The following is a 25,944-nucleotide window of genomic DNA, read 5'->3' as shown; positions in this document are numbered from 1 at the left end:
ATGATCGTTCGCAAATGGAGATGCGGACGGCACGACTTTAGGTTGCACAAACCACCGAAAAGATCTGACTTTCTGTTGTGACGTGGACCGCAGCGAAACGGTCATCGTCCGGTCACAATCGCCGCGCACACCGGTCACGGACTCCTGTGAGAGTCCTGTGTGTCCCGCATCCCCGGACGTACAGGAAGGCCGATTTGCCGTGTGCGCACTGCTCGTGAACCCCGCCCAGCGACACCAGTCCCCGGAGCGGGAGCTGAGTGTGCGTCCCATGTCCGTACCGGAATACCAGGGTTTCCTTTTCCGGAACCGGAACGCGAGCTTTCTGCAGTACCCGTCCTGGGCCGAGGTAAAGGACCTCTGGCGCTCGGAAAGGGTCGCATGGCACTACCCCGACGGGCAGACGGCCGGTGCCGGGCTGGTCCTCTACCGCCAATTCCCCGGCACTCGCAAATACTTCGCCTACCTTCCCGAAGGCCCGGTCGCCGACTGGTCCGACCCGCACATCGACCGCTGGCTGGAACCCCTCAAGCGCCACCTGCGCGCCGCGGGCGCCTTCGCCGTCCGGATGGGGCCCACGCCCGCCTACCGACGCTGGGACGCCGCCGCCGTCAAGTCCGGAACCGGGCCGGGCCGACAGATATCCGACGTGCTCGCCACCGAGGTCGACCCGGTCGGCGCCGCCCTCGCCGACCGGCTGCGCACCCGGGGCTGGAAGCGCTGCGGCGGCGAGGACGACGGCGACGCCCAGCCCCGCCACGTCTTCCGCGTACCGCTCGCCGGCCGCTCCCGCGACGAGCTGTGGTCCGGCCTCAACCAGGAGTGGCGGCGCAACGTCCGCAAGGCCGAGAAGGCCGGGGTGCAGACCGTCGTCGGCTCCGCCGCCGACCTGCCCGAGTTCTACCGCCTGCTGCGCATCACCGAGGAGCGCGACGGCTTCCGCCTGGGCCGCTCGCTCTCGTACTACCAGCAGCAGTACGAGGTCCTCAACGCCGAGGCGGCCGGCCGGATGCGCCTCTACCTGGGCGTCCACCAGGGCGAGATCCTCGCCGCGCACACCATGATCGTGGCCGGCAGCCGGGTCTGGTACCAGACCGGCGCCTCCGCCGACCACCGCCGCGAGGTCCGCCCCAGCAACGCGCTCCAGTGGCGGATGATGTGCGACGCCCTCGACCTCGGGGCCGACGAGTACGACATGCGCGGGGTACCCTCCACCCTTGACCCCGACGAACGTTCTTTCGGGCTGCTGCGCTGGAAGCTCGGCACCGGCGGGCAGGTCGTCGAAACGCTCGGCGAGTGGGAGACCCCCATGGACGGATACGCCAACACGGCGCTCCACAAGGCATTCCAGGCCTACCTGGCCCGCCGGTGACCACCACCGACACCCGACCGGCCACCGGCCCCTCCGCCGGCGGAGCCGCCGGCGCGACACCGGGGAAGACCTCGGTGCTGCGCAGCGGCGCCCTCATGGCGGCCGGCTCGATCGTCTCCCGCGCCACCGGGTTCGTCCGCTCCGCCGTCGTCGTCGCCGCGCTCGGCACCGGGCTGCTCGGCGACGGCTACGCCGTCTCCAACACGGTCCCGAACATCCTGTACATGCTGCTCATCGGCGGCGCGCTCAACGCGGTCTTCGTCCCCGAGCTGGTCCGGGCCGCGAAGGAGCACGAGGACGGCGGGGCCGCGTACACCGACCGGCTGCTCACCGCGTGCACCGCGGCGCTCGTCGTACTGACCACCGTCGCCGTGGCGGCCGCGCCGCTCATCGTCGCCGCGTACACCCCGTACACCGGCGGCCAGGCGAGCACCACCGTGGCCCTGGCCCGGTACTGCCTGCCGCAGATCCTCTTCTACGGGCTGTTCACCCTGCTCGGCCAGGTGCTGAACGCCCGCGGCCGGTTCGGCGCGATGATGTGGACCCCCGTCCTCAACAACTTCGTCATCATCGGCGTCTTCGGGCTCTTCCTGTACGTCTCCCACGGCGCGGCGGACGGCCTGACGGCCGGCGAAACCCGCCTCCTCGGCCTCGGCACCACCGCCGGCATCGTCGTCCAGGCCCTCGCGCTCGTCCCCTCGCTGCGCGCCGCCCGCTTCCGCTGGCGCCCCCGCTTCGACTGGCGGGGCCAGGGCCTGGCCCGCCCGCTGCGCAACGCGGGCTGGCTGGTCATGCTCGTGCTCACCAACCAGATCGGCTACTGGGTCGTCACCCGGCTCTCGACCGCCACCGGACACCGCGCCGTGGAGGCCGGGCTCGCGGGCGGCGCCGGGTACACCGCCTACAGCAACGCCTACCAGCTGTGGATCGTCCCGCAGGGCATCATCACCGTCTCCCTCGTGACCGCCCTGATGCCCCGGATGAGCGCGGCCGCCACCGACGGCGACCTCGGCGCGCTCCGCCGCGACGTGTCGTACGCGCTGCGCTCCAGCGCGGCCCTCGTCGTCCCCGCCGCCGCCCTCTTCGCGGCGCTCGCCCCCTGGGTGATGGGCAGCGTCTTCGGGTACGGGCGCACCGGCGCCGCCGACACCGAGGTCATGGCCGGCATGCTCCTCGCCTTCGCCCCCGGCCTGATCGCCTTCTCCGGCCAGTACGTCCTCTCGCGCGCCTTCTACGCCCTCTCGGACACCCGGACCCCCTTCTTCCTGAACCTGGTCATCGCCGCCCTGAACGCCGGGCTGTCCGCCGCCGCCTACCTGCTGCTGCCCCCGCGCTGGGCGGTCACCGGGATGGCCGGCGCCTACTCCGTCGCCCTGTTCGCGGGGCTCGCGGTGACCGCGTACACCCTCGCCCGGCGGCTCGGCCCGCGCACCGGAACCCGTACGGAGCGCCGCGCCACCGCGGTCCGCACCCACCTGCGGCTGCTGACCGCCTGCCTGCCCGGTGCCGCCGCCGGATACGCGGCCGCCCGGGCGGCCGACGGCCTCGGCGACTTCGCGGCCGTCGGCGCGGGAACCGCGGCGCTCGCCCTCGTCGTCGTCCTCCTCGCCGGGCCGCTCGGCCTCACGGAGATCACCGACCTGCTGGACTCCGCTCGGCGCAAGGTCGGCCGCCGGCGGGAGCAGGGGCCTTCGAACCGTCTTGGATAATGACCGGATGCCACGCGTACTGCTGATCGAGGACGACCCTTCCATCCGGGAAGGGGTGGGCCTCGGCCTGCGCCGCCGAGGCCACGAGGTGGCCGCGGCCGAAACCGGCGAGGCGGGCCTCGCGCTGATGGGAACCTTCCTCCCGGAGCTGGTCCTTCTCGACCTCATGCTCCCCGGGATGAACGGCGTGCAGGTCTGCCGCCGCATCCGCGAGACCAGCCAGCTCCCGATCATCATGCTGACCGCCCGCGGCGACGACTTCGACATAGTCGTCGGCCTCGAAGCCGGCGCCGACGACTACATCGTCAAACCCGCCCGCACCGAGGTCATCGAGGCCCGCATCAGGGCCGTGCTCCGCCGCCTCGGCGCCCCGGCGGGCAGCCGCCCCGAGGTCGAGTTCCACGGCGAGCTCGCCATCGACCGGGCCGGGCTGGCCGTCGCCAAGAACGGCGAACGCGTCCCCCTCGCCCCCAGCGAGATCAAACTCCTGCTCCACCTGTCCGCCTCGCCCGAGCAGGTCTTCTCCCGCCAGCAGCTCCTGGAGTACGTGTGGGAGCACAGCTACCACGCCGACGCCCGGCTCGTGGACGCCTGCGTACGCCGCCTGCGCACCAAGGTCGAGGACCCCGACGGCAGCCCCCGCTACATCCAGACCGTGCGCGGCTTCGGCTACCGCTTCGGCCCGCTGTGAGGCGCATCGCCCCGCTCGGGCTGCGCACCCGGCTGATCGCTGCCTTCCTGCTGGTCGCCGCGATCAGCGCGGTGACCACGGCCGCGCTGACCTACCAGCAGGCCCGCACCGCGGTGCTCAAGCAGAGCCAGGACACCGCGGTCAGCACCCTGCGCGACCAGATCGAGACCCAGCCGCTCGACCTCCCGCTGGACCAGGCACAGCTCCAGCGGATCGTCACCGAGCTGGGGAAGAAGGGCAAGCCGAACCCCTGGAACGTCTTCGGCGAGTACGGCACCCTGCGGGCCTCCAGCACCAGCGCGCCCACCTCCACGGTGGTCACCGAGGAGCTGCGCCGCCAGGTGACGGCCCATCCGCACGGCGCCTTCCAGCGGGTGACCGATCCGGCGGGCAGACCGTACCTCGCCGTCGGCATGCCCGCCGTCTGGCTCCACCACGACGTCCGGGAACCCACCGGCCTGATCCTCTTCGCGACGATGCCCCTGACCACCGAGGGCAAGACGGTCGAGGCCATGGTCGAAGCCGCCAAGCGCGGCGCCGTCCCGGGCCTCGCCATCGCCGTCGTCCCCGCCCTGCTCGCCGCGCGCAGCGTGCTGCGCCCCGTACGGGACATGCGCCGCGCCGCCCAGCGGCTCGGCAGCGGCCGCTTCGACACCCGGATCGAGGTCCGCGGCTCCGACGAGCTCGCCGGACTCGCCCGCACCTTCAACGAGACGGCGGGCGCCCTCGAACAGTCGGTGGACGAGCTGCGCGAGGCCGAGGCCCGGGCCCGCCGCTTCGCCTCCGACGTCTCCCACGAACTGCGCACCCCGCTGGCCGGCATGCTCGCCGTCACCGAGGTCCTGGACGAGGAGGCCGAGCGCCTCGATCCCGACACGGCCGCCGCCCTGCGGCTGGTCAGCGCCGAGACCGGAAAGCTCGCCGTCCTCGTCGAGGACCTCATGGAGATATCCCGCTTCGACGCCCGTGCGGCCGAACTCAACCTCGACGACGTGGACGTGGCCGAGGCGGTGCGCAAGACCCTCGAGCGCCGCCACTGGGACGACGAGCGGGTCCTCACCGACCTGCCGTCGCAGGTCCGCGCCCGGCTCGACCCGCGCCGCTTCGACGTGGTCCTCGCCAACCTCGTCGGCAACGCCCTCCGGCACGGCGGCGCCCCGGTCCGCGTCGGCGTGCGCACGCAGCCGCGGCCCGACGGCCCCCGGCTGCTGATCGAGGTCGCCGACAGCGGGCCCGGCATCGCCCCCGAGGTGCTGCCGCACATCTTCGACCGGTTCTTCAAGGCCGACGCCGCCCGTACCCGTTCCGCGGGCAGCGGCCTCGGGCTCGCCATCACCCTGGAGAACGTCCGGCTGCACGGCGGCACCCTGCGCGCCGCGAACGGCGCCGCCGGGGGAGCGGTGTTCACCCTCGACATGCCCCTGGAGGCCGACGCATGACCCGGACCCGGGCGGCCGCGGCCGCCGTCGCCGCGCTGCTGGGAGGAGCGCTGCTCACCGGCTGCGGGATCAAGCCCACCGGGGTCATCGAGAGCGGAGCCGCCGCGAAGGTCGTCGTGCCCGGGCCCGGGACCAAGGGGACGGTGTACCTCGTGTCGGCCGACGGGCGGCTGTTCCCGATACCCGACAGGGAGCAGCCCTCGGTGTCGCAGACCTCGCTCCTGGTGCGGCTGCTCGTCGGCCCCAGCGAAGCGCAGAAGGCCGCGGGCCTGGAGACCCGGCTGCCCGTGCTGGACATCAAGAAACAGGGGGCCAGCGCGGGGACGACGATGATCTCGGACGACACGATCGGGGTCGGCGTGCCGTTCAAGGTCGCCACCCTGTCCGAGACGGCCCGCCAGCAGCTGGTGTGCACGGTGGCCTCCACCGAACCGGGGGTCCGGGTCGTCCTGCTCGGCCCGGACACCGACATCGGTCCCGCCCGCTGCGAACTCGGCGACTGATCGTCCTCTTGCGGCGGGGCGGGGGCTCCGGCCACCGTGGCCCCATGGACCCCGCCGCGTACGTGCCCGACGTGTTCGACCCCCGGATCTACGGGGCCGGGATCCCGTACGAGAGCTACCGGCTGCTGCGCGACCACCACCCGGTGGCCTGGCAGGAGGAGCCCGAGATCGCCGGCTGGCCCGCCGGGCCCGGATTCCGGGCGGTCACCCGCCACGCCGACGTGGTACGGGTGCTGCGCGACCACGCCACGTACTCCTCATGGCTCGGCGCCACCCAGATCCGCGATCCGGACCCGGCCGACCTGCCGTTCCTGCGGCGCACCATGCTCAACCAGGACCCGCGCCGCGCGGCGGGCGACCACGGGCGGCTGCGCCGGCTGGTCTCCCGCGCCTTCACCCCCGCCCGCGTCGACGCCTTCACGGGCCGGGTCCGCGAGCGCGCCCGTACGCTGCTGGCCGCCGCCCGGGACGGAGCCGAGGACGGCGCCGCCGACCTGGTCGCCGCGGTCACCGACGAATACGCGCTGCTCAACCTGACCGACCTGCTCGGCGTACCGGCCGCCGACCGGGGCCTGCTGCTGGAGTGGACCGTACGGATCATCGGCTACCAGGATCCCGAGGACGCGCCCGCGCCCCTGCTCGGCCCCGACGGAAAGCCCCTGAACCCGCGCTCCCCGGCCCTGCTCGGCGAGATGTTCGCCTACGCCCGCGAGCTGGCCGCCCACAAGCGGGCGCACCCCGGCGACGACGTGATGACCGCCCTCGCCGAAGCCGGGCTGGAACCCGCCGAACTGGAGATGTTCTTCTTCCTGCTCACCGTCGCGGGCAACGACACCGTACGCAGCGCGGCCCCCGGCGGCCTGCTGGCCCTGGCCCGCGACCCGGACGCGTACCGGGCGCTCGCCGACGGCCGGGTGCCGGTGCACCGCGCGGTCGACGAACTCCTGCGCGTCCACCCGCCGGTGCTCAGCTTCCGCCGCACCGCCGCCGTCGACACCGAGCTCGCCGGGCAGCCGGTCCGCGCCGGCGACAAGGTGGTGGTCTTCCACGCCTCCGCCAACCACGACGAGCGCGTCTTCACCGACCCCGGGCGCCTCGACCTCGGCCGCACCCCCAACCCGCACGTCTCCTTCGGCGACGGACCGCACGTCTGCCTCGGCGCCCACTTCGCCCGGCTCCAGCTGCGCGTGCTCCACGAGGAGTGGCGCGCGGCGATGCCGGCCCCCGAACTCGCGGGCCCGCCCCGCCGGTTGGTGTCGAACTTCATCAACGGGATCACACGGCTGCCGCTGCGGGTGTCCGGGCCTGCCGGGTGACGTCCGCCAGCAGGTCGACCACGTCCGGGCCGTACGCGTCGGAGTTGTTGACCTTCAGCACCACGCAGAAGGAGTCCCCGCGGTAGCGGCGCGCCAGGTCCTTGTGGTGGCGCGCGAGGTAGCGGGCGCCCGCCTGGTTGCTGATCGCGGTCTGCCCGGAGACGAGGAACACCGGGCGGCTGCCCGGCCCCGCCGTCAGCCGGGCCAGCAGTACGTGGTCGATCTGCCCCTTGTCCCAGCGGTACGTCTCCCCGCCGACGTGGATCGCCCCGCGGTCCGGCCCCGGATCCCCCGACAGGTCGACCCGGACGCCCGGCAGCATGGAGGCGAGGTGCGCCGCCGTCCGCGCGTTGGACACCGGCCCGCCCACGCAGAACTCGGCGCGCTCGCCGAAGCCCTGGCGGACGGAGTCGTGGGAGACGATCTGGAGATTGGCCCCGCAGTCCTTGATCAGGGCGGATATCTCCAGCAGCGCGAACGCGTCGTTGCGGTGCACCGACCCTTCCGTGCCGCCCATCTGCCGGTTGACCACGAACAGGCAGTCGGAGCCGGTGGGCAGACCGAAGAAGGCCTGCTTGCGGCGCAGCGTACGGCGCCACAGATAGGTCCGGGAGAACCAGCCGAAGCCGCCGCTGATCGCGGTGGCCACCACCCCGAGCACGATGTTGCGCACGTCGTCGTTCATGCGCCGGATGCTAGCCCGCGCGCCGTCTTCCTGACGCGGGGGGTGCGGTGAAGTTACAGTGCCGAGTTCAGGGTTCAGGCCTGTCCGGTGGGGTGTGACAGGCCGTCGACTGGAGGTTCGGATGCGTCGCTCGGCCACACGTCAGTTAGCACTCGTCGCCCTCGCCGGAGCACTGGTGTCCACCGGCGCGGCGGCCCCGCCGTCACAGGCGGCCGGCGGCGGCCCCGGCACTCCGGCCAAGGTTCCGGTCGCCGCCGGGTACGGAGGGGCCGTCGCCAGCGTCGACGCCGACGCCTCGGCCGCCGGCATCGCGGTGCTGCGCTCCGGGGGCAACGCCGTGGACGCCGCCGTCGCGACGGCCGCCGCGCTCGGGGTGACCGAACCGTACTCGGCCGGCATCGGCGGAGGCGGTTACTTCGTCTACTACGACGCCAAGTCCCGCCGGGTGCAGACCATCGACGGCCGCGAGACCGCGCCCGCCACGGCGACGGAAACCCTGTTCCAGGAGAACGGCGTCCCCATCCCCTTCGAGCAGGGCCAGACCAGCGGCCGCGGGGTCGGCGTCCCCGGCACCCCGGCCACCTGGAAGAGCGCACTGGACGCCTGGGGCACCCGCTCGCTCGGCCAGATGCTGAAGCCCGCCGAGAAGCTGGCCCGTGACGGGTTCACCGTCGACCCGACGTTCCGGGCCCAGACCGAGCTCAACCAGGACCGGTTCAAGGACTTCCCGGACACCGCGAAGCTGTTCCTGCCGGGCGGCGCCCTGCCGGTCGTCGGCTCCACCTTCAAGAACCCCGACCTGGCCGCCACCTACGCCGAGCTGGGCCGCAAGGGCACCGGGGCGCTCTACCGGGGCCCGATCGGCGAGGACATCGTCCGGGCCGTCCGCAAGCCCCCCGTGGACCCGGCCGCCACCCGGATCGTCCGCTCCGGCGACCTGACCACCGGCGACCTGCGCGCGTACGGGACCAAGCGCCAGGCCCCGACCGAGGTGGGCTACCGCGGCCTCGACGTGTACAGCATGGCGCCCTCCTCCTCGGGCGGCACCACCGTCGGCGAGGCGCTCAACATCCTGGAGCGCACCGACCTGTCGAAGCTGTCCGAGACCCAGTACCTCCACCGGTTCATCGAGGCCTCGCGTATCTCCTTCGCCGACCGCGGCCGCTGGGTCGGCGATCCGGCCGCCCAGAACGTCCCCACGCGGGAACTGCTCTCGCAGCGGTTCGCCGACTCGCGCGGCTGCCTGATCGCCCCGGACCGTACGCTGACCAGCCCGCTGGCCCCCGGCGACCCGCGCCACCCGGTGGCCTGCGGCGGCTCCGGGCAGGCCGCCCCGACCACGTACGAGGGGGAGAACACCACGCACCTGACGGTCGCCGACCGCTGGGGCAACGTCGTCTCGTACACCCTGACCATCGAGTCCACCGGCGGCAGCGCGATCACCGTCCCGGGTCGCGGGTTCCTCCTCAACAACGAGCTGACCGACTTCTCCTTCGCGCCGGCGGCCCCCGGCGTCCCGGACCCGAACCTGCCCGGCCCCGGCAAGCGGCCGCGCTCGTCGATGTCCCCGACCATCGTGCTGGAGCACGGGCGCCCGGTGCTCGCGGTGGGCTCCCCGGGCGGGGCCACCATCATCACCACCGTCCTGCAGACCCTGATCGGGCACCTGGACCGGGGGCTGCCGCTGGTCGACGCCATCGCGGCGCCGCGCGCCAGCCAGCGCAACCAGACCACGACCGAGCTGGAGCCCGGTCTGTGGAACAGCCCGCTGCGCGGCCGACTGGAGGCGCTGGGACAGGGCTTCCGGCAGAACCCGGAGATCGGGGCGGCGACCGGGGTCCAGCGGCTGCCGGACGGGCGCTGGCTGGCCGCGGCCGAGACGACCCGGCGGGGCGGGGGATCGGCCATGGTGGTCCACCCGTACGGGAAGCCGTAGGGGACGGCCGCGGCGGAGGCCGCGGGGGAACCGCGGGGACCGGCCGCTCCCGCGTGTTCAGGGGGCGGTGAGGATCCTCGGGCCGTCGGCGGTGATCGCGACCGTGTGCTCCACGTGCGCGGCGCGGCTGCCGTCGAGGGTCCGCAGGGTCCAGCCGTCCCCGTCGCACCGGTACTCGTCGGTGCCGCCCGCGATCAGCATCGGCTCGATCGCGAGGACCATGCCGGGGCGCAGCTGCATGCCCCGCCCCGGCCGGCCCTCGTTGGGCACGCCCGGGTCCTCGTGCATGGTGCGGCCCACGCCGTGGCCGCCGAAGTCCTCCATGATCCCGTACCCGGCGGTGCGGCAGACCGTGCCGATGGCGTACGCGATGTCGCCGATCCGGTTGCCGGGCCGCGCGGCGGCGATGCCGGCCGCGAGGGCCGCCTCGGCGGTCTCGATCAGCCGCAGGTCGGCGGGGCGGGGGCGGCCGACGGTGAAGCTGACCGCCGCGTCCCCGACCCAGCCGCCCAGCTCGGCCCCGCAGTCGATGCTGACCAGGTCTCCGTCGCGGAGCCGGTAGCCGTCGGGGATGCCGTGCACGATCGCGTCGTTGACCGAGGCGCAGACGACCCCCGGGAAGGGCACCGGCGCGAAGTGCGGCCGGTAGCCGAGGAAGGGGGAGCTCGCGCCCGCCTCCGCCAGTACCGCGCGGGCCGCCCGGTCCAGGTCCAGCAGGGACGCCCCGACGGCCGCCGCCTCCCGGGCGGCGGCCAGGGCGTGGGCGACGACCCGGCCCGGGGCGCGCATCGCGTTGATCGACTCTTCTGTCTTCAGTTCCACCATGCCAATAACTATACCGGTATAACTTTAACGGGATAGTTATTGGGGCAGGGGGTAGGATGACGCCATGGTCCGTACCCCTCTCACCCCCGAAGAGCGCGAGCGCGGCGAGCGGCTCGGCGCGCTGCTGCGCGAAGCCCGCGGCGGTCGCAGCATGGTCGAGGTCGCGGCGAGCGCCGGGCTGTCCGCCGAAACCCTCCGCAAGATCGAGACCGGTCGCGCGCCGACCCCGGCCTTCTTTACGGTGGCCGCCCTCACCGAGGCGCTCGGACTCTCCCTGGACGACGTGCTGCGCCGCTGCGCCTTCGTGCCGGCCTGAGACTCCGGCAGTGACCTCCTGAGGAGTGTCCAGGCCGCGGACCTGCGGTTTCTTTCGGGCGGGCCCGGCGGGCCGAACGGCCCAATCGGCGATGGGGGCGGCCGGGAGCGGGCAAGCGTGAATCCGTGTCGACCTCGAACGCTTCCCAACGACTCGGTTTCGCACTCCTCGGCGCCCTGCTCGCGGCCGGTCTGCTGCTTGCCGCGTGCGCGGCCCCGGACGGGCGGGCCTCCGCCCGGGATCCGGGTACGCGGCCTGCCGCGCCCCGGGGGCCGTCGTAGGCTCCGGGGATGACTCTCGACGAGCTGAACCAGGGCAAGTACGTCAGCCTCACCACGTTCCGCAAGGACGGCACCCCCGTCGCGACCCCGGTCTGGGCGGTCGCCGACGGGGGTGAGCTGTACGTGTGGACGCGCAGCGATTCCTGGAAGGTGAAGCGGATCCGCAACAACGGGCGGGTCGCGGTCAGTGCCTGCGACGTACGCGGGCGGGTCGCCGAAGGGGCGCAGGTGCTGGAGGGCGAGGCGCGGCTGCTGGACGAGGCGGGGCTGGCGCGGGTGCGCAAGCTGATGTCGCGGAAGTACACGTGGCAGTTCTGGGCCGTGGACGTACCGGCCGCCCTGGTGCGGCGGGGGAAGCGTCCGCACACCGCGATCGCCGTCAAGCTTTGAGATTCCCGTAGCCCGCCCGTAACACCGGTGGGATCCAATGCGGGCATGGAGACCGCGACTTCGCAGACGATCGGTCAACTCTCGGGCTATTTACGCGGGTTGACGCAGAGACTCGATCCGGGGACGGGCTGGTACGGGGAGTTCCTGCGTCGGGATCCGGAGGGCCTGCGGGCCTGTCTGGACGGCGCGGCGATGCCGCCGTGGGACGTGGTGGAGTCGCTGCTCGGGGACCTCGCGGGAGCCCGGGGCGCGGAACTCGCGGCGCGGGAGAGGGAGTACGCGGCCCGGCTGCGGGCCGCGGCGGTCGCGGTGTGGGACCGGCTGCCGGGCGGGGCGCAGGAGCTCCGGACCCTGCTGGCGGCCGCCGCCGACCAGCGCTCCGTGTCGGAGGCGGCGGCCCGCACGCTGGCGGCCCGTCTGGACTCTGCTCCGGACCCGGCGGAGGCGGAAACCCTGACGCGCGAACTGGCCTGGACCCAGGACGACACCGCCAGGGCGGCTTCCCGCCACGAGGACCTCACGTCCCGCCTCAGGGCCCTGGGCACCGGGCCCGGGCCGGGGTGGTCCGCCGGGCCCGGGCCCGCCGTGGCCGAGACCCCGGCCCGGGCGTGGGCCGGGGTGGAGGAAGGCGGGACGGTGTCCGGGGTGCCGCGGCAGCGGGAGGCGGGGGAGGAGCGGACCGAGCCGCCCGTGGAGCGGGCCGAGGGCCGGTGGCTGCGCGGTGCGCGGCGGGCCGGCGGTGCCCGGTACGCGGGGGCCGCGGCCGCGGCCCCCGCACCCTTCACCCCGCCGCCCGCCCACCCGGATGCGGCCGCCGCACCCCGCGGCGCCCGCTTCGCCCATGCCGAGCCGCGCCCCGAAGACCACGCCGGGCCCCGCCCCGAAGACCATGCCGAGCCGCGCCCCGAAGACCACGCCGGGCCCCGCCCCGAGCCCCGGTCCCTCCGCCGGTCCCGCGCCGGAACGCTCGGCCGCGCCCGCTTCGCCCCGCCGGCGCCGGCGCCGGCGCCCGAGACGCCCGCCGGCCCCGGGCCCGAGACGCCCGCCGCCGCCGGGCCCGACACGAGCGCCGCCGCCGAGCCCGGCACGCAGGGCGCCGCGCCCCTCGCGGCCGGGCCGGGGCCCGGCGGGATCGCCTCGGTGATCGGGGAGTTGCTGGGGCTGCGGGCCCAGGGGCGCGGCGGCGAGGCGCACGCGCTGCTCTGCGAGGCCGCGGCCTGGCCCGCCGGCCGGCTGCCCGCTCTGGCCGACGAGCTGGTCCGGGCCGGGCTCGCCGCCGACTGGGCCACGCTGCTCTGGGAGGCGGCCTCGCTCCCGCCCGAGCGGCTCGCCGCGGCCGCGGCCGCCCTCGGCGAGGCCGGCCGGTACGCCGACTGCGAGGCGCTGCTGCGCCAGGGCGCGGCCCGTCCCGCCGCCGAGATCGCCGAGGCCGCCCTGGCCCTGGCCGGGTCCGGCCGGACCCGCGAGGCCGACGCCCTGCTCGGCGCCTTCGTCAAGGTACGCACCGCCGAGGAGGCGGTCCGCCTCGCCCGCCGCGCTCCGCAGTGGTTCACCCCCCGGCTCCTCCGGGCCGCCGAGGCGCTCTCCGACGCGCACCACCGTGACCTCGTACACGCCCTGCGGGTTGCGAAACCGCCCGTCCAATGAGCGGATTCGATCATCCGTTGCCCTAGCTTGATCGACTCACCCAACCGCGCACGGCGGTCTTGCCCCACGGTGTGACGGGGCCTACGTTCTACTCCCTACGCACACCGTCTACGTGCGTAGAACTCGGCGTTCCCGTCGCGAGGAGCAGCTCATGGCCCAAGTCGTCCGCGCCGCACTCGTCCAGGCCACCTGGACCGGAGACACCGAGTCGATGATCACCAAGCACGAGGAGCACGCCCGGCGGGCGGCCGCCGACGGCGCACAGATCATCGGCTTCCAAGAGGTGTTCAACGCACCCTACTTCTGCCAGGTCCAGGAACCCGAGCACTACCGCTGGGCCGAACCCGTCCCCGACGGCCCCACCGTCCAGCGGATGCAGGCGCTCGCCCGCGAGACCGGCATGGTCATCGTCGTACCGGTCTTCGAGCTCGAATCCGAGGGCTTCTACTACAACACCGCCGCCGTCATCGACGCCGACGGCAGCTACCTCGGCAAGTACCGCAAACACCACATCCCCCAGGTCAAGGGCTTCTGGGAGAAGTACTACTTCCGCCCGGGCAATCTCGGCTGGCCCGTCTTCGACACCGCCGTCGGCCGGGTGGGCGTCTACATCTGCTACGACCGCCACTTCCCCGAGGGCTGGCGCGCCCTGGGCCTCGCCGGGGCCCAGCTGGTCTACAACCCCTCCGCCACCCACCGGGGCCTGTCCTCCTACCTCTGGCAGCTGGAGCAGCCCGCCGCGGCCGTCGCCAACGAGTACTTCGTCGCCGCGATCAACCGCGTCGGCCAGGAGGAGTACGGCGACAACGACTTCTACGGCACCAGCTACTTCGTCGACCCCCGCGGCCGGTTCGTCGGAGAGGTGGCCAGCGGCAAGGACGAGGAACTCCTCGTCCGGGACCTCGACTTCGACCTGATCAAGGAGGTCCGCGACCAGTGGGCCTTCTACCGCGACCGCCGTCCCGACGCCTACGGAGGGCTCGTTCAGCCGTGACCAACCCGATTCCCCTGCACAGCCGCCACCAGGCCGTCATGCCCGACTGGCTCGCGCTCTACTACCGCCGCCCCATCGAGCTCACGCACGGCGAGGGCCGACACGTCTGGGACGCCGGCGGCAACCGCTACCTCGACTTCTTCGGCGGCATCCTCACCACGATGACCGCCCACGCCCTGCCCGAGGTCACCAAGGCCGTCTCCGAACAGGCCGGCCGGCTCATCCACTCCTCCACGCTGTACCTCAACCGCCCGATGATCGAGCTCGCCGAGCGGGTCGCCGCGCTGTCCGGCATCCCCGAGGCGCGGGTCTTCTTCACCACCTCCGGCACCGAGGCCAACGACACCGCCCTGCTGCTGGCGACGGCGTACCGCCGCTCCAACCAGATCCTGGCGATGCGCAACAGCTACCACGGCCGGTCCTTCTCGACCGTCTCCATCACCGGCAACCGCGGCTGGTCCCCGACGAGCCTCTCGCCGCTGCAGACGTACTACGTCCACGGCGCCGTCCGCACCCGAGGCCCCTTCGCACACCTCGACGACACCGCCTTCACCGCGGCCGCCGTCGCCGACCTGGAGGACGTGCTCGGCCAGGCCCGCGGCGGGGTCGCCGCCCTCATCGCCGAGCCGATCCAGGGCGTCGGCGGCTTCACCGCCCCGCCCGACGGGCTGTACGGGTCGTTCCGCGAGGTCCTCGACCGGCACGGCATCCTGTGGATCAGCGACGAGGTGCAGACCGGCTGGGGCCGCACCGGCGACAACTTCTGGGGCTGGCAGGCCCACGCCCAGAACGGCCCGCCGGACATCCTCACCTTCGCCAAGGGCATCGGCAACGGCATGTCCGTCGGCGGGGTCGTGGCCCGCGCCGAGATCATGAACTGCATCGACACCAACTCCATCTCCACCTTCGGCGGCTCCCCGGTCACCATGGCGGCCGGCGTCGCCAACCTGGCGTACCTGCTGGAGCACGACCTCCAGGGCAACGCCCGCCGCGTCGGCGGCCTGCTCCTGGAGCGGCTGCGCGCCATCGCCGCCACCGTGCCCGCCGTACGGGAAGTCCGCGGCCGGGGCCTGATGGCCGCGCTGGAGCTGACGAAGCCCGGCACCGACGTGGCCGACCCGGACGCGGCCGCCGCCGTCCTGGAGGCCGCCCGTGAAGGCGGCCTGCTGCTCGGCAAGGGCGGCGGACACGACACGAGCGTGCTGCGCATCGCGCCGCCGCTCTCCCTCACCGTCGCCGAGGCGGAAGAGGGCGCCGAGATCCTCGAACGGGCCCTGCACAGCATCGCGTGACCGGGAGGCGCCGCACATGTCCATCCGCACCCTCATCCGCGGCGGCCTCGTCATCACGGCCGCCGACGAAGTCCACGCCGACGTACTGGTCGAGGACGGCCGCGTCGCCGCCCTCGCGGCCCACGGCTCGGCGGCCGCCGAGGCCTGGACGGCCGACCGCACGATCGACGCGAGCGGGAAGTACGTCATCCCCGGCGGGGTCGACGCCCACACCCACATGGAGCTGCCGTTCGGCGGGACCGCCGCCTCGGACACCTTCGAGACCGGGACCCGGGCCGCCGCCTGGGGCGGCACCACCACGATCGTCGACTTCGCCGTCCAGAGCATGGGCCAGGCACTGCGCCAGGGGCTCGACACCTGGTACGACAAGGCCGACGGCAAGTGCTCCATCGACTACGCCTTCCACATGATCCTCTCGGACGTCAACGAGGGGACCCTGAAGGAGATGGACCACCTGATCGGGGAGGGGGTCACCTCCTTCAAGCTGTTCATGGCCTACCCCGGGGTGTTCTACAGCGACGACGGGCAGATCCTGCGCGCCATGCAGCGGGCCTCCGGCAACGGCGGGCTGATCATGATGCACGCCGAGAACGGCATCGCCATCGACGTGCTCGTCGAACAGGCCCTGGCCCGCGGCGAGACCGACCCCCGCCACCACGGCGAGGTCCGCAAGGTCGTCCTCGAAGCCGAGGCCACGCACCGGGCGATCCAGCTCGCGCGCGTCGCCGGCTCCCCGCTGTACGTGGTCCACGTCTCGGCGGACGAGGCGGTGGCCGAGCTCGCCGCCGCCCGCGACAAGGGCCTGCCGGTGTTCGGCGAGACCTGCCCGCAGTACCTCTTCCTGTCCACCGACAACCTCGAAGAGCCCGACTTCCAGGGCGCCAAGTACGTCTGCTCCACCCCGCTGAGGCCGCGCGAGCACCAGGCGGCGCTGTGGCGGGGGCTGCGGACCAACGACCTCCAGGTGGTCTCCACCGACCACTGCCCGTTCTGCTTCCGCGGCCAGAAGGAACTGGGCCGCGGGGACTTCTCCAAGATCCCGAACGGGCTGCCGGGGGTGGAGAACCGCATGGACCTCCTCCACCAGGCCGTCCTGGACGGACACATCAGCCGCCGCCGCTGGATCGAGATCGCCTGCGCGAGCCCGGCCCGGATGTTCGGCCTCTATCCGCAGAAGGGCACGATCGCACCGGGTTCCGACGCCGACATCGTCCTCTACGATCCGCACGCCGAGCAGGTCATCTCCGCCGAGACGCACCACATGAACGTGGACTACTCGGCGTACGAGGGCAAACGGATCACCGGACGCGTCGACACCGTGCTCTCCCGCGGCGAACTCGTCATCGACCGGCGCGAGTACACGGGCCGGGCCGGCCACGGGGTGTTCATCCCCCGCTCCACCTGCCAGTACCTCTAAGGAGCCGTGATGGACTTCGGCCTCGTCCTCCAGACCGACCCGCCCGCCTCCCGGGTCGTCAGCCTCATGAAGCGCGCCGAGCGCAACGGCTTCCGCTACGGCTGGACCTTCGACTCGGCGGTCCTGTGGCAGGAACCCTTCGTCATCTACAGCCAGATCCTCGCCAACACCCGGAGCCTGCACATCGGGCCCATGGTCACCAACCCCGGCACCCGGACCTGGGAGGTCACCGCCTCCACCTTCGCCACCCTCAACGACATGTACGGCAACCGCACGGTGTGCGGGATCGGCCGCGGCGACTCCGCGATGCGGGTCGCCGGACGCAAACCGAACACCCTGGCCCGCCTCGGAGAGGCCATCGACGTCATCCGCGACCTCGCCGAGGGCCGGGAGGCCGAGGTCGACGGGAACGCGCTGCGGCTCCCGTGGGTCCGGGACGGGAAACTCCCCGTCTGGATGGCCGCGTACGGGCCGAAGGCGCTGGCCCTGGCCGGGGAGAAGGCGGACGGGTTCATCCTCCAGCTCGCCGACCCCTACCTGACCGAGTGGATGGTCGGCTCCGTCCGGCAGGCCGCCGAACAGGCCGGACGCGATCCGGACGCGGTCACCATCTGCGTCGCGGCCCCGGCGTACGTGGGCGAGGACCTGGCCCACGCCCGCGACCAGTGCCGCTGGTTCGGCGGGATGGTCGGCAACCACGTCGCCGACCTCGTCGGCCGCTACGGGGAGCACTCGGGCATGGTGCCGGACGCCCTCACCGAGTACATCAAGGCCCGCGAGGGCTACGACTACAGCCACCACGGCCGCGCCGGGAACCCGTCCGCCGACTTCGTGCCCGACGAGATCGTGGACCGCTTCTGCCTGCTCGGCCCGCCCGAGGCGCACATCGAGAAGCTGCGGGCCCTGCGCGACCTGGGCGTCGACCAGTTCGCCGTGTACGACATGCACGACGCGCAGGAGGCCACCATCGACGCGTACGGGCAGCACGTGATCCCGGCGCTCAGAGCCTGACCGAGTCCCACCGACCCGAAGGAACGCGCGCACATGCCGGACCACACGATCGGCGACACCCGGGACCGCGTCGAGCTCGCTCCCGGCGAGGTCCCCTCCGACGGCCGCTTCGCCAACCCCGACCTCCTCCCCGTACCGGTCGAGGCCAGGCGCTGGACGACGTACAACTTCACGGCCCTGTGGGTCGGCATGGCGCACAACATCCCCTCCTGGCTGCTCGCCTCCGGGCTGGTGGCCCTGGGGATGGACTGGAAGCAGGCCGTCTTCACCATCGCGCTGGCCAACCTCATCGTGCTGGTGCCGATGCTGCTCATCGGGCACGCCGGGCCCAAGTACGGGATCCCGTTCCCGGTGCTGGCCCGGGCCCCGTTCGGGGTGCGCGGAGCCAACCTGGCCGCCCTGATCCGGGCGGCCGTGGCCTGCGCCTGGTTCGGGATCCAGACCTGGATCGGCGGGTCCGGGATCTTCGTCCTGCTCGGCAAGGTCTTCGGCGGCTGGGAGGACGCCGCGGAGATCGCCGGGCAGCCCTGGCCGCTGTGGTTGTGCTTCGTCCTCTTCTGGGCCCTCGAACTCGCCATCATCTACCGGGGGATGGAGGCCCTGCGGCGCTTCGAGAACTGGGCCGCGCCCTTCGTCATCGTCGGCGCGCTGGCGCTGCTGGTGTGGATCGGGGTCAAGGCGGGCGGCTTCGGCGAGCTGCTCGACCAGCCGTCCAAGCTCGGCTGGGGCGAGGACTTCTGGCCGGTCTTCTTCCCGTCGCTCATGGGGATGATCGCCTTCTGGTCCACCCTCTCGCTCAACATCCCCGACTTCACGCGCTTCGGCGCCGGCCAGCGCAGCCAGATCCTCGGACAGACGCTCGGGCTGCCGACGACGATGACCCTCTTCGCTCTGCTGTCGGTGTTCGTCACCTCCGGGTCGGAAGCGGTGTACGGCGCCCCGATCTGGGACCCGGTGGAGCTGGTCTCCAAGACCGACAGCGTCTTCGGGCTGCTCTACGCCCTGGTCACGGTGCTCGTCGCGACGATCTCGGTGAACATCGCGGCCAACGTCGTCTCCCCGGCGTACGACCTGGCCAACCTGGCCCCCCGCCGGATCAACTTCCGCCGGGGCGCGCTGATCACGGGCGTCGTCGGCGTCCTGATCATGCCGTGGAAGCTGACCTCCACCCCCGAGCTGTACATCTACACCTGGCTCGGCCTGGTCGGCGGCCTCCTCGGCACGGTCGCCGGCATCCTCATCGCGGACTACTGGGTCGTGCGGCGCACCCGGCTCTCGCTGCCCGACCTGTACCGGGAGGGCGGCCCGTACTGGTACACGGGCGGCTGGAACGTCAGTGCGGTGGCGGCCTTCGTGGTCGGCGGCGTCCTGGCCATCGGCGGCTCCCACTCGGCCCCCGGCCAGGGCCCCTTCCCGGAGGAGGGCCTGATCCCCTTCCTGAAGCCCCTCGCCGACTACGGCTGGGCGGTCGGCGTGGCCTCGTCCTTCCTCCTGTACACGGCCCTCATGATCCGCCGGCACCCGACCCGCTGACCGGCGACACCCGCAGTCCACCCGGAGGTGGGCGAATGGACGCGACGGGCGGTGGGGTTTGTCAGCCGGGCGTGGTGTGATGGGGGCATGATCGAAGAGTTCCTGGCCCAAGACCTGTCCGCAGTGGAAGAAGCGATCCGCAAGGCGGCGGCGGCCGAGATCATGCCGAGATTCCGGCAGCTCGCCGACCACGAGGTGGACCAGAAGAGCGGTCCGCACGATCTGGTGACCGTCGCCGACCGCAAGGCCGAGGAGCACCTCACGGCCTCCCTGACCCACCTGCTGCCCGGCTCCGCCGTCGTCGGCGAGGAGGCGGTCCACGCCGACCCGACCGTGTACGGGGCGCTGCGCGCCGACGCGCCGGTGTGGATCGTCGACCCGGTGGACGGCACCCGGCAGTTCGTCGCCGGGGACCCGGAGTTCTGCACCCTGGTCGCCCTGGCCCACCGCGGCGAGATCCTCGCCTCCTGGACCTTCGCCCCGGCGCTGGAGGAGCTCGCGACCGCCGTGCGCGGGCAGGGGGCGTACGTCAACGGCGAGCGGATCCACAGCGGTTCGCCGCGGCCCGGCGCCGACCTGCGGGTCGCCATGGCCCACCCGCTGTACACCTCCGACGAGGACAAGGCGGCCCTGTCCCGGCTCGACGTGCCCGGGGTCGCGGCCCGGCCCTGCGGCTCGGCGGGCCTGGAGTACCTCAAGGTGGCCCGCGGGGAGATGGACGGCCTCGCCTTCACCTGGCCCTCGGCGTGGGACCACGCGGCCGGACTGCTGCTCGTCGCCGAGGCGGGCGGGGCGCACAGCACCGTCGCGGGGGTCCCCTTCCGGGTCGACCGGGACAACGAGCTGCCGTTCGCCGTGGGACGCGACGAGGCCACGGCCGTCCGGATCCGCGAGCTGCTGCGCGGCGCGTAGGCGCCCCCGTCCCGCCGGACCGGGCGCGGGCGGGGGCGGGTGTGGACGGGGCGAATATCCTGGGAGCTGAGCCGCCGCCGGACGAAGGAGTCTCAAGGTGCCGTCGATTCTCGATGCGGTCGTGGTGGGGGCGGGGCCCAACGGGCTGACGGCCGCCGTGGAGCTGGCCCGGCGCGGCTTCTCGGTGGCCGTGTTCGAGGCCGCGGAGACGGTCGGGGGCGGGGCCCGCACCGAGGAGCTCACGCTCCCGGGCTTCCGGCACGACCCCTGCTCGGCCGTGCACCCGCTCGGCATCGGCTCGCCGGTGTTCTCCACCATGCCGCTGAAGCGGTACGGGCTGGAGTGGCTGCACGCCCCGCTGCCCATGGCGCACCCCTTCGACGACGGCACGGCCGCCGTCCTCTCCCACTCCGTCTCCGAGACGGCGGCCTCCCTCGGTCCGCGCGACGCGGGCACGTACCGGCGGCTGGTGGCCCCCTTCCTCGGCAAATGGGACACCCTGGCCCGGGACTTCATGTCCCTGCCCTCGACCGCCCTGCCCCGGGACCCCGTCACCCTGGCCCGTTTCGGGCTCGCCGGACTGCCGCCCTCCACCTGGCTGCTGAACCGCTTCCACGAGGAGCGGGCGCGGGCCCTGTTCGCCGGGCTCGTGGCGCACGTGATCGCCCCGCTGGGCGGGATCGGCACGAGCGCCGTCGGCCTCGTCTTCGCCCTCGCCGCGCACGCCGGCGGCTGGCCCGTGCCGCGCGGCGGCTCGCAGTCGATCTCGGACGCCCTCGCCGGGTACCTGCGCGACCTGGGCGGTGCGGTCCACACCGGATTCGAGGTCAAGCGCCTCGACGACCTGCCTCCCGCCCGGGCGTACGTCTTCGACACCTCGCCGACCGCACTGGCCCGGATCGCCCGGCTGGGGCGCGCGTACGACGGCTACCGGTACGGCGCCGCCGCGTTCAAGATCGATTACGCCCTGTCCGGCCCCGTGCCCTGGACCGCCGAGGCCCCGCGCCGGGCCGGCACCGTGCAGATCGGCCCGCGCGCCCGCGACATCGACGCCGCCCTCCAGCTGGCCACCGGCGGGCGGGCCCCGCGCAACCCCTTCCTGATCACCGCCCAGCCCAGCCTGGTGGACCCCGGCCGGGCGCCCGAGGGCAAGCACGTGTTCTGGGCGTACGGGCACGTCCCCGCGGGCTGGGGCGGCAACCTCACCGAAGCCGTCGAGCGGCAGATCGAGCGCTTCGCCCCCGGCTTCCGCGACCTGGTGCTGGCCCGTGCCACCGCCGGCCCGCCGGAACTGGCCGCCCGCAACCCCAACTACGTCGGCGGCGACATCGCCTGCGGCGCGGCCTCCGGGCTCCAGCTGCTGCTGCGCCCCAAGCCCTCCCTGTTCCCGTACGCGACGGCCCACCCGGCCGTGTTCCTCTGCTCCTCCGCCACCCCGCCCGGCCCGGGCGTGCACGGCATGTCCGGTCACAATGCGGCCAAGGCGGTCTGGCGCCACCTGAGAAGGACCTCCTGATGGTGCGCATCACCCTCGTCCAGGGCGACATCACGGCCGAGCACGCGGACGCGATCGTCAACGCCGCGAACTCCTCGCTGCTCGGCGGCGGGGGAGTGGACGGCGCCATCCACCGGCGCGGCGGCCCCGAGATCCTGGACGCCTGCCGGGCGCTGCGCGCCTCGCAGTACGGCAAGGGCCTCGCGACGGGCCGGGCCGTGGCCACGACGGCGGGCCGGCTCCCGGCCGAGTGGGTGATCCACACGGTGGGCCCGGTCTGGTCCCGGGACGAGGACCGCTCGGCGCAGCTGGCCTCCTGCTATCGCGAGTCCCTGCGGGTCGCGGCCGAGCTGGGCGCCCGTACGGTCGCCTTCCCGGCGATCTCCACCGGGATCTTCGGCTGGCCGATGGACGACGGCGCCCGGATCGCGGTGGAAACGGTCCGCGCGGCCGCCGCGGAGCCCGTGGAGGAGGTCCGCTTCGTCCTCTTCGACGAGAAGGCGTACGCGGTCTTCGCGACGGCGCTGGGCTAGGCCGGGGCGGGGGATGCGGCCGATGCGTCCGGATGTGTCGGTGGGGGTCGATAGGCTTCTGGGATGAGCCTTGTCGACGCCCCCACCGAGACCCCCGATGCCCTCGAGGTGCTGCACCGCGTCTTCGGATACGACTCCTTCCGAGGCGAGCAGCAGCAGATCATCGAGCACGTGGCCGGCGGCGGGGACGCGCTGGTCCTGATGCCGACCGGTGGCGGCAAATCGCTCTGCTACCAGATCCCGGCGCTGGTCAGAGCCGGTACGGGCGTGGTGATCTCACCGCTGATCGCGCTCATGCAGGACCAGGTGGACGCGCTGACGGCGCTCGGGGTGCGGGCCGGGTTCCTGAACTCGACGCAGGACCCCTACGAGCGCCAGGCCGTCGAGCAGGCCTTCCTCGCCGGTGAGCTGGACCTGCTGTACCTGGCCCCCGAGCGGCTGCGGACCGAGGGCACCCAGCGGCTGCTCGACCGGGGCACGGTCTCGCTCTTCGCGATCGACGAGGCGCACTGCGTCGCCCAGTGGGGCCACGACTTCCGGCCCGACTACCTGGCGCTGTCGATGCTGCACGAGCGCTGGCCCACGGTGCCGCGGATCGCGCTGACCGCGACGGCCACCGAGGCCACGCACGCCGAGATCGCGGCCCGGCTGGGGCTGGCGGAGAGCGGCGGGGCCCGGCATTTCGTGGCCAGTTTCGACCGGCCCAACATCCAGTACCGGATCGCCCCGAAGAACAACCCGACCCGGCAGCTGCTGGAACTCATCCGCACCGAGCACGCCGGGGACGCCGGAGTCGTCTACTGCCTGTCGCGGGCCTCCGTGGAGAAGACCGCCGCGTTCCTGGTGGAGCACGGCATCGACGCGGTCGCCTACCACGCGGGCATGGACTCCCGGACGCGCGCGGCGAACCAGGCCCGCTTCCTGCGGGAGGACGGGGTCGTGGTGGTGGCCACGATCGCGTTCGGCATGGGCATCGACAAGCCGGACGTGCGGTTCGTGGCGCACCTGGACCTGCCGAAGTCGGTCGAGGGCTACTACCAGGAGACCGGCCGCGCCGGCCGTGACGGGGAGCCGGGCACCGCCTGGCTCGCGTACGGGCTCCAGGACGTGGTGCAGCAGCGCAAGATGATCGAGGGCTCCGAGGGCGACGAGACGCACCGCCGCTCCCTGGCCGCGCACCTCGACGCCATGCTCGCCCTGTGCGAGACGGTCGAGTGCCGCCGGGTGCGGCTGCTCGCGTACTTCGGGCAGGCGGCCGCCGGGCCCTGCGGCAACTGCGACACCTGCCTGACCCCGGCCGAGTCCTGGGACGGCACGGTCCCCGCGCAGAAGCTGATGTCCACGGTGTGGCGGCTCGCGAAGGAGCGGCGGCAGAAGTTCGGCGCCGGCCAGATCATCGACATCCTCCAGGGCAAGAAGACGGCCAAGGTCATCCAGTTCGACCACGACGGCCTGTCGGTCTTCGGGATCGGCGCGGACCTGAGCACCGCGGAGTGGCGCGGGGTCGTACGGCAGCTGCTGGCCTCGGGGCTGCTGGCGGTCGAGGGGGACTACGGGACGCTGGTGCTGACCGACGCCAGCGGTGAGGTGCTGGGCGGGCGCCGCAGCGTGCCGATGCGCAAGGAGGCCGCGCCGGCCCCCGCGGCCCGCAAGTCCTCTGGCTCGGGCTCCGGCTCGGGGAAGGCCGGGCGGGTCCCGGTCGACCTGCCGGCGGAGGCCGTACCGGTCTTCGAGGCCCTGCGCGCCTGGCGGGCCGCGACCGCGAAGGAGCAGGGCGTGCCGGCGTACGTGGTCTTCCACGACGCGACGCTGCGGGAGATCGCGACCCGGCTGCCCGGCACCGTCGAGGAGCTCGGCACGATCAGCGGTGTCGGCGAGGCGAAGCTGGCCAAGTACGCCGAGGGTATCCTGGCCGCGCTGGCCGGGACCGGCGCCGCCGCCGGCCCGGCGTCCCCGGCCCCGGGAACGCCGGACCCGGCCCCGGAGCCCCCGGCCCCGCACGCCGACGAGGAACCGCCCTTCGACTTCGACGACACGGACCCGCCCTGGGACGACTGGGAGTAGGCCGGCCCGTACGCCCCCGCGGCGCGCGCTCACCCCGGGGCCGGGCACTCAGGCCCCGGGGAAGTGGACGTCGTAGCGGTCCTGGTGGGGCAGCAGCTCCTCGAACGGCGCCAGCCCGTGCCGGATGCGCCCCAGCGTCCGGAAGTAGCCGAAGCGCTCCACCCCGGGGGTCAGCACGACGAGGAGTTCGGCGCCCTCGCCGGGGGCCGCGCCGAACGCGTGCGTCAGCCCCGGCGGCACGAGGACCAGCCCGCCTTCGGTCAGCCGCACCGCCTCCGTGCCGAGCAGGAAGTCGGCGGCGCCGCCGAGCACGTAGAAGAGTTCGGTGGACCGGGTGTGGAAGTGGTTCGGCGCCCCGGCCGAACCCGCGCCCAGGCTCAGCCGGTTCACTCCGGCCGCGCCGCCGTCGGCCAGCAGCCGGAAGGCCCCCGCCTGCGGCAGCGGCACCTCCTCCGCGTCGCCCGCCCGTACGACGAGCGCGGCCGCGCCGCTGCCCGTACCCGCGCCGCCGCCCGTACCCGCGAGCCGTCCCCGGTGTCCCATCGGTGTCCTTCCGCCGCTTCCGGTCCGTCGTGCCGACCGCTCCATTCGAGCAGGGCGACAGCCTCCGAACCAGCGCCGTTTCGCACGTACAGTGATCTCCGATCGTGATGGGTCGGGCCGCCGGGAGGACCGCGGATGGAACTGCGGCAGCTGCGGTACTTCGTGGCGGTCACCGAGGAAGGGGGCTTCGGCCGGGCCGCCGAGCGGCTGCACACCGTCCAGTCGGCGGTGAGCCGCCAGATCGGCCTGCTGGAGCGGGAACTGGGCCTGGTCCTGTTCACCCGCACCACCCGCCGGGTGGGCCTCACCGGTGCCGGGGAGCGGCTGCTCCCGGAGGCGCGGGCGGTGCTCGCCGCGGCCGCCCGCACGCGGGAGGTGGCCGCCGAGGTCGCGGCGGGCGCGACCGGAGTGCTCAGACTGGGTACGGTGCACGGTCCGGGGGACCGGGTCTACCGGCTGCTGGAGGAGCTCGCCGACCGCGCACCGGGGCTGCGGGTGCGGCCGGTCCGGCTGCCGGTGACCGAGCGGCTCGCGGCGGTGCGTGCGGGCGAGCTGGACGCGGCACTGGTCCGGGCCCGCCCCGACGCCCCCGGCCTGGAGCTGCTGCCGCTGTGGCGGGACCGGCTGTACGCGGCCCTGCCGGGCGGGCATCCGCTGGCCGCCGCCGAGGAACTGGCCCCGGAGCAGCTGGCGCACCTGCCGCTGCGGCTGGCCGCGCGCGAGGACAACCCCCCTTCCACGACCTGGTCGCCCCGCTGGCCGCGGCACCGGCCGGGCCGCCCTTCACCGACCTGCTCGCCACGCTGACCTCGATCGGCGAGAGCCCCCTGGCCCCGTCCTGGACGGTGTTCTACGAGGTCGGGCCGGTGCCGAGGCTGCCGCGCACCGCGATACGGCCGCTGACCCGGCCGGCCCTGACGACGTACCTGGCGGTGCTGCCGGGGCCTCCCGGACCGGCGCTGCGCCAGCTGCTGGCGGCCGCGGCCGCCCCCGCTCCCGCACCGGAGCCCGGGCCCGCCGGTCCGCACGGCTGAGACCCCGGT

General features: G+C 73.6%; 24 protein-coding genes. 21 read left to right on the top strand and 3 right to left on the bottom strand.

The window, feature by feature from the left end; all coding sequences use genetic code 11:
• The first annotated feature begins 268 nt into the window (after positions 1–268).
• From ACFY1T_RS21155 to ACFY1T_RS21130, 6 genes are read left to right on the top strand one after another with little or no spacing between them, the layout of a single operon-like run.
• Entirely contained in the window at positions 269–1,369 is a 1,101-nt protein-coding gene (locus ACFY1T_RS21155) for a lipid II:glycine glycyltransferase FemX (RefSeq protein WP_390789489.1), read from the top strand.
• Entirely contained in the window at positions 1,366–3,078 is a 1,713-nt protein-coding gene (murJ, locus tag ACFY1T_RS21150; protein WP_390789488.1) for a murein biosynthesis integral membrane protein MurJ, read from the top strand. Before ACFY1T_RS21155 ends, murJ begins: the two co-directional genes overlap by 4 nt.
• A gap of 7 nt (positions 3,079–3,085) precedes the next feature.
• Positions 3,086–3,769 carry a response regulator gene (locus tag ACFY1T_RS21145; RefSeq protein WP_389013590.1) on the top strand — a complete coding sequence of 228 codons (684 nt, stop codon included), beginning with the start codon at positions 3,086–3,088 and terminating at the stop codon, positions 3,767–3,769.
• Positions 3,766–5,208 carry an ATP-binding protein gene (locus tag ACFY1T_RS21140; protein WP_390789487.1) on the top strand — a complete coding sequence of 481 codons (1,443 nt, stop codon included), beginning with the start codon at positions 3,766–3,768 and terminating at the stop codon, positions 5,206–5,208. Before ACFY1T_RS21145 ends, ACFY1T_RS21140 begins: the two co-directional genes overlap by 4 nt.
• Positions 5,205–5,711, top strand: a complete 507-nt coding sequence (locus tag ACFY1T_RS21135) for a hypothetical protein (RefSeq protein ID WP_390789486.1) — start codon at positions 5,205–5,207, stop codon at positions 5,709–5,711. The genes ACFY1T_RS21140 and ACFY1T_RS21135 overlap by 4 nt, the downstream gene beginning before the upstream one ends.
• Positions 5,712–5,755: 44 nt before the next feature.
• Positions 5,756–7,027 (top strand): cytochrome P450, encoded by a 1,272-nt coding sequence (locus ACFY1T_RS21130; RefSeq protein ID WP_390789485.1) that lies wholly within the window; start codon positions 5,756–5,758, stop codon positions 7,025–7,027.
• On the opposite strand, the gene ACFY1T_RS21125 is transcribed toward ACFY1T_RS21130, so the two are convergent.
• Entirely contained in the window at positions 6,987–7,712 is a 726-nt protein-coding gene (locus ACFY1T_RS21125; protein WP_390789484.1) for a hypothetical protein, read from the bottom strand. The two genes, ACFY1T_RS21130 and ACFY1T_RS21125, sit on opposite strands and share 41 nt — an antisense overlap.
• Positions 7,713–7,833: 121 nt before the next feature.
• Between ACFY1T_RS21125 and ggt the strand changes: the two genes are divergently transcribed.
• Positions 7,834–9,648: a gamma-glutamyltransferase gene (ggt, locus tag ACFY1T_RS21120; RefSeq protein WP_390789483.1), complete on the top strand. Its 1,815-nt coding sequence runs from the start codon at positions 7,834–7,836 to the stop codon at positions 9,646–9,648.
• Between the two features lie 57 nt (positions 9,649–9,705).
• Here ggt and map read toward each other — a convergent pair whose 3' ends face one another.
• Entirely contained in the window at positions 9,706–10,473 is a 768-nt protein-coding gene (map, locus tag ACFY1T_RS21115) for a type I methionyl aminopeptidase (RefSeq protein ID WP_390789482.1), read from the bottom strand.
• Positions 10,474–10,537: 64 nt separating this feature from the next.
• On the opposite strand from map, the gene ACFY1T_RS21110 reads away from it, so the two are divergent.
• The 12 genes from ACFY1T_RS21110 to recQ all read left to right on the top strand — a co-directional run bounded on the left by ACFY1T_RS21110 (position 10,538) and on the right by recQ (position 24,358).
• Positions 10,538–10,789, top strand: a complete 252-nt coding sequence (locus ACFY1T_RS21110) for a helix-turn-helix domain-containing protein (protein WP_030858268.1) — start codon at positions 10,538–10,540, stop codon at positions 10,787–10,789.
• 290 nt (positions 10,790–11,079) lie between these two features.
• On the top strand, positions 11,080–11,460 hold the full coding sequence (locus tag ACFY1T_RS21105; RefSeq protein ID WP_390789481.1) for a PPOX class F420-dependent oxidoreductase: 381 nt from the start codon (positions 11,080–11,082) through the stop codon (positions 11,458–11,460).
• Between the two features lie 99 nt (positions 11,461–11,559).
• Entirely contained in the window at positions 11,560–13,107 is a 1,548-nt protein-coding gene (locus ACFY1T_RS21100; RefSeq protein ID WP_390789480.1) for a hypothetical protein, read from the top strand.
• A gap of 151 nt (positions 13,108–13,258) precedes the next feature.
• Positions 13,259–14,101, top strand: coding sequence for a nitrilase-related carbon-nitrogen hydrolase (locus ACFY1T_RS21095; protein WP_030858274.1), 843 nt, complete (start codon positions 13,259–13,261; stop codon positions 14,099–14,101).
• Between the two features lie 38 nt (positions 14,102–14,139).
• Complete coding sequence (locus ACFY1T_RS21090) at positions 14,140–15,393, top strand: aspartate aminotransferase family protein (protein ID WP_390789577.1); 1,254 nt, start codon at positions 14,140–14,142, stop codon at positions 15,391–15,393.
• A 16-nt stretch (positions 15,394–15,409) separates the two neighbouring features.
• Positions 15,410–16,810 carry a dihydropyrimidinase gene (gene hydA / locus ACFY1T_RS21085; RefSeq protein ID WP_390789479.1) on the top strand — a complete coding sequence of 467 codons (1,401 nt, stop codon included), beginning with the start codon at positions 15,410–15,412 and terminating at the stop codon, positions 16,808–16,810.
• A 9-nt stretch (positions 16,811–16,819) separates the two neighbouring features.
• Positions 16,820–17,821 carry a TIGR03842 family LLM class F420-dependent oxidoreductase gene (locus ACFY1T_RS21080; RefSeq protein WP_390789478.1) on the top strand — a complete coding sequence of 334 codons (1,002 nt, stop codon included), beginning with the start codon at positions 16,820–16,822 and terminating at the stop codon, positions 17,819–17,821.
• Positions 17,822–17,854: 33 nt separating this feature from the next.
• Positions 17,855–19,354, top strand: coding sequence for an NCS1 family nucleobase:cation symporter-1 (locus tag ACFY1T_RS21075; protein ID WP_390789477.1), 1,500 nt, complete (start codon positions 17,855–17,857; stop codon positions 19,352–19,354).
• Positions 19,355–19,441: 87 nt separating this feature from the next.
• Positions 19,442–20,266, top strand: coding sequence for an inositol monophosphatase family protein (locus ACFY1T_RS21070; RefSeq protein ID WP_390789476.1), 825 nt, complete (start codon positions 19,442–19,444; stop codon positions 20,264–20,266).
• Between the two features lie 97 nt (positions 20,267–20,363).
• Positions 20,364–21,782, top strand: a complete 1,419-nt coding sequence (locus tag ACFY1T_RS21065; RefSeq protein WP_390789475.1) for a phytoene desaturase family protein — start codon at positions 20,364–20,366, stop codon at positions 21,780–21,782.
• A complete protein-coding gene (locus tag ACFY1T_RS21060; RefSeq protein ID WP_390789474.1) occupies positions 21,782–22,294 on the top strand; it encodes an O-acetyl-ADP-ribose deacetylase in 513 nt (170 codons plus the stop codon). Before ACFY1T_RS21065 ends, ACFY1T_RS21060 begins: the two co-directional genes overlap by 1 nt.
• 63 nt (positions 22,295–22,357) lie before the next feature.
• Positions 22,358–24,358: a DNA helicase RecQ gene (gene recQ / locus ACFY1T_RS21055; RefSeq protein ID WP_390789473.1), complete on the top strand. Its 2,001-nt coding sequence runs from the start codon at positions 22,358–22,360 to the stop codon at positions 24,356–24,358.
• 48 nt (positions 24,359–24,406) lie between these two features.
• Here recQ and ACFY1T_RS21050 read toward each other — a convergent pair whose 3' ends face one another.
• Positions 24,407–24,901, bottom strand: coding sequence for a cupin domain-containing protein (locus tag ACFY1T_RS21050; RefSeq protein WP_390789472.1), 495 nt, complete (start codon positions 24,899–24,901; stop codon positions 24,407–24,409).
• A gap of 135 nt (positions 24,902–25,036) precedes the next feature.
• Between ACFY1T_RS21050 and ACFY1T_RS21045 the strand changes: the two genes are divergently transcribed.
• Positions 25,037–25,708 carry a LysR family transcriptional regulator gene (locus tag ACFY1T_RS21045; protein WP_390789471.1) on the top strand — a complete coding sequence of 224 codons (672 nt, stop codon included), beginning with the start codon at positions 25,037–25,039 and terminating at the stop codon, positions 25,706–25,708.
• A gap of 59 nt (positions 25,709–25,767) precedes the next feature.
• Positions 25,768–25,935: a hypothetical protein gene (locus tag ACFY1T_RS21040; protein ID WP_390789470.1), complete on the top strand. Its 168-nt coding sequence runs from the start codon at positions 25,768–25,770 to the stop codon at positions 25,933–25,935.
• The last annotated feature ends 9 nt before the right edge of the window (positions 25,936–25,944 follow it).

It is taken from the genome of Streptomyces sp. NPDC001194 (assembly GCF_042896985.1).
GTDB lineage: Bacteria > Actinomycetota > Actinomycetes > Streptomycetales > Streptomycetaceae > Streptomyces.
This window is presented reverse-complemented; position numbering and strand designations above follow the sequence as displayed.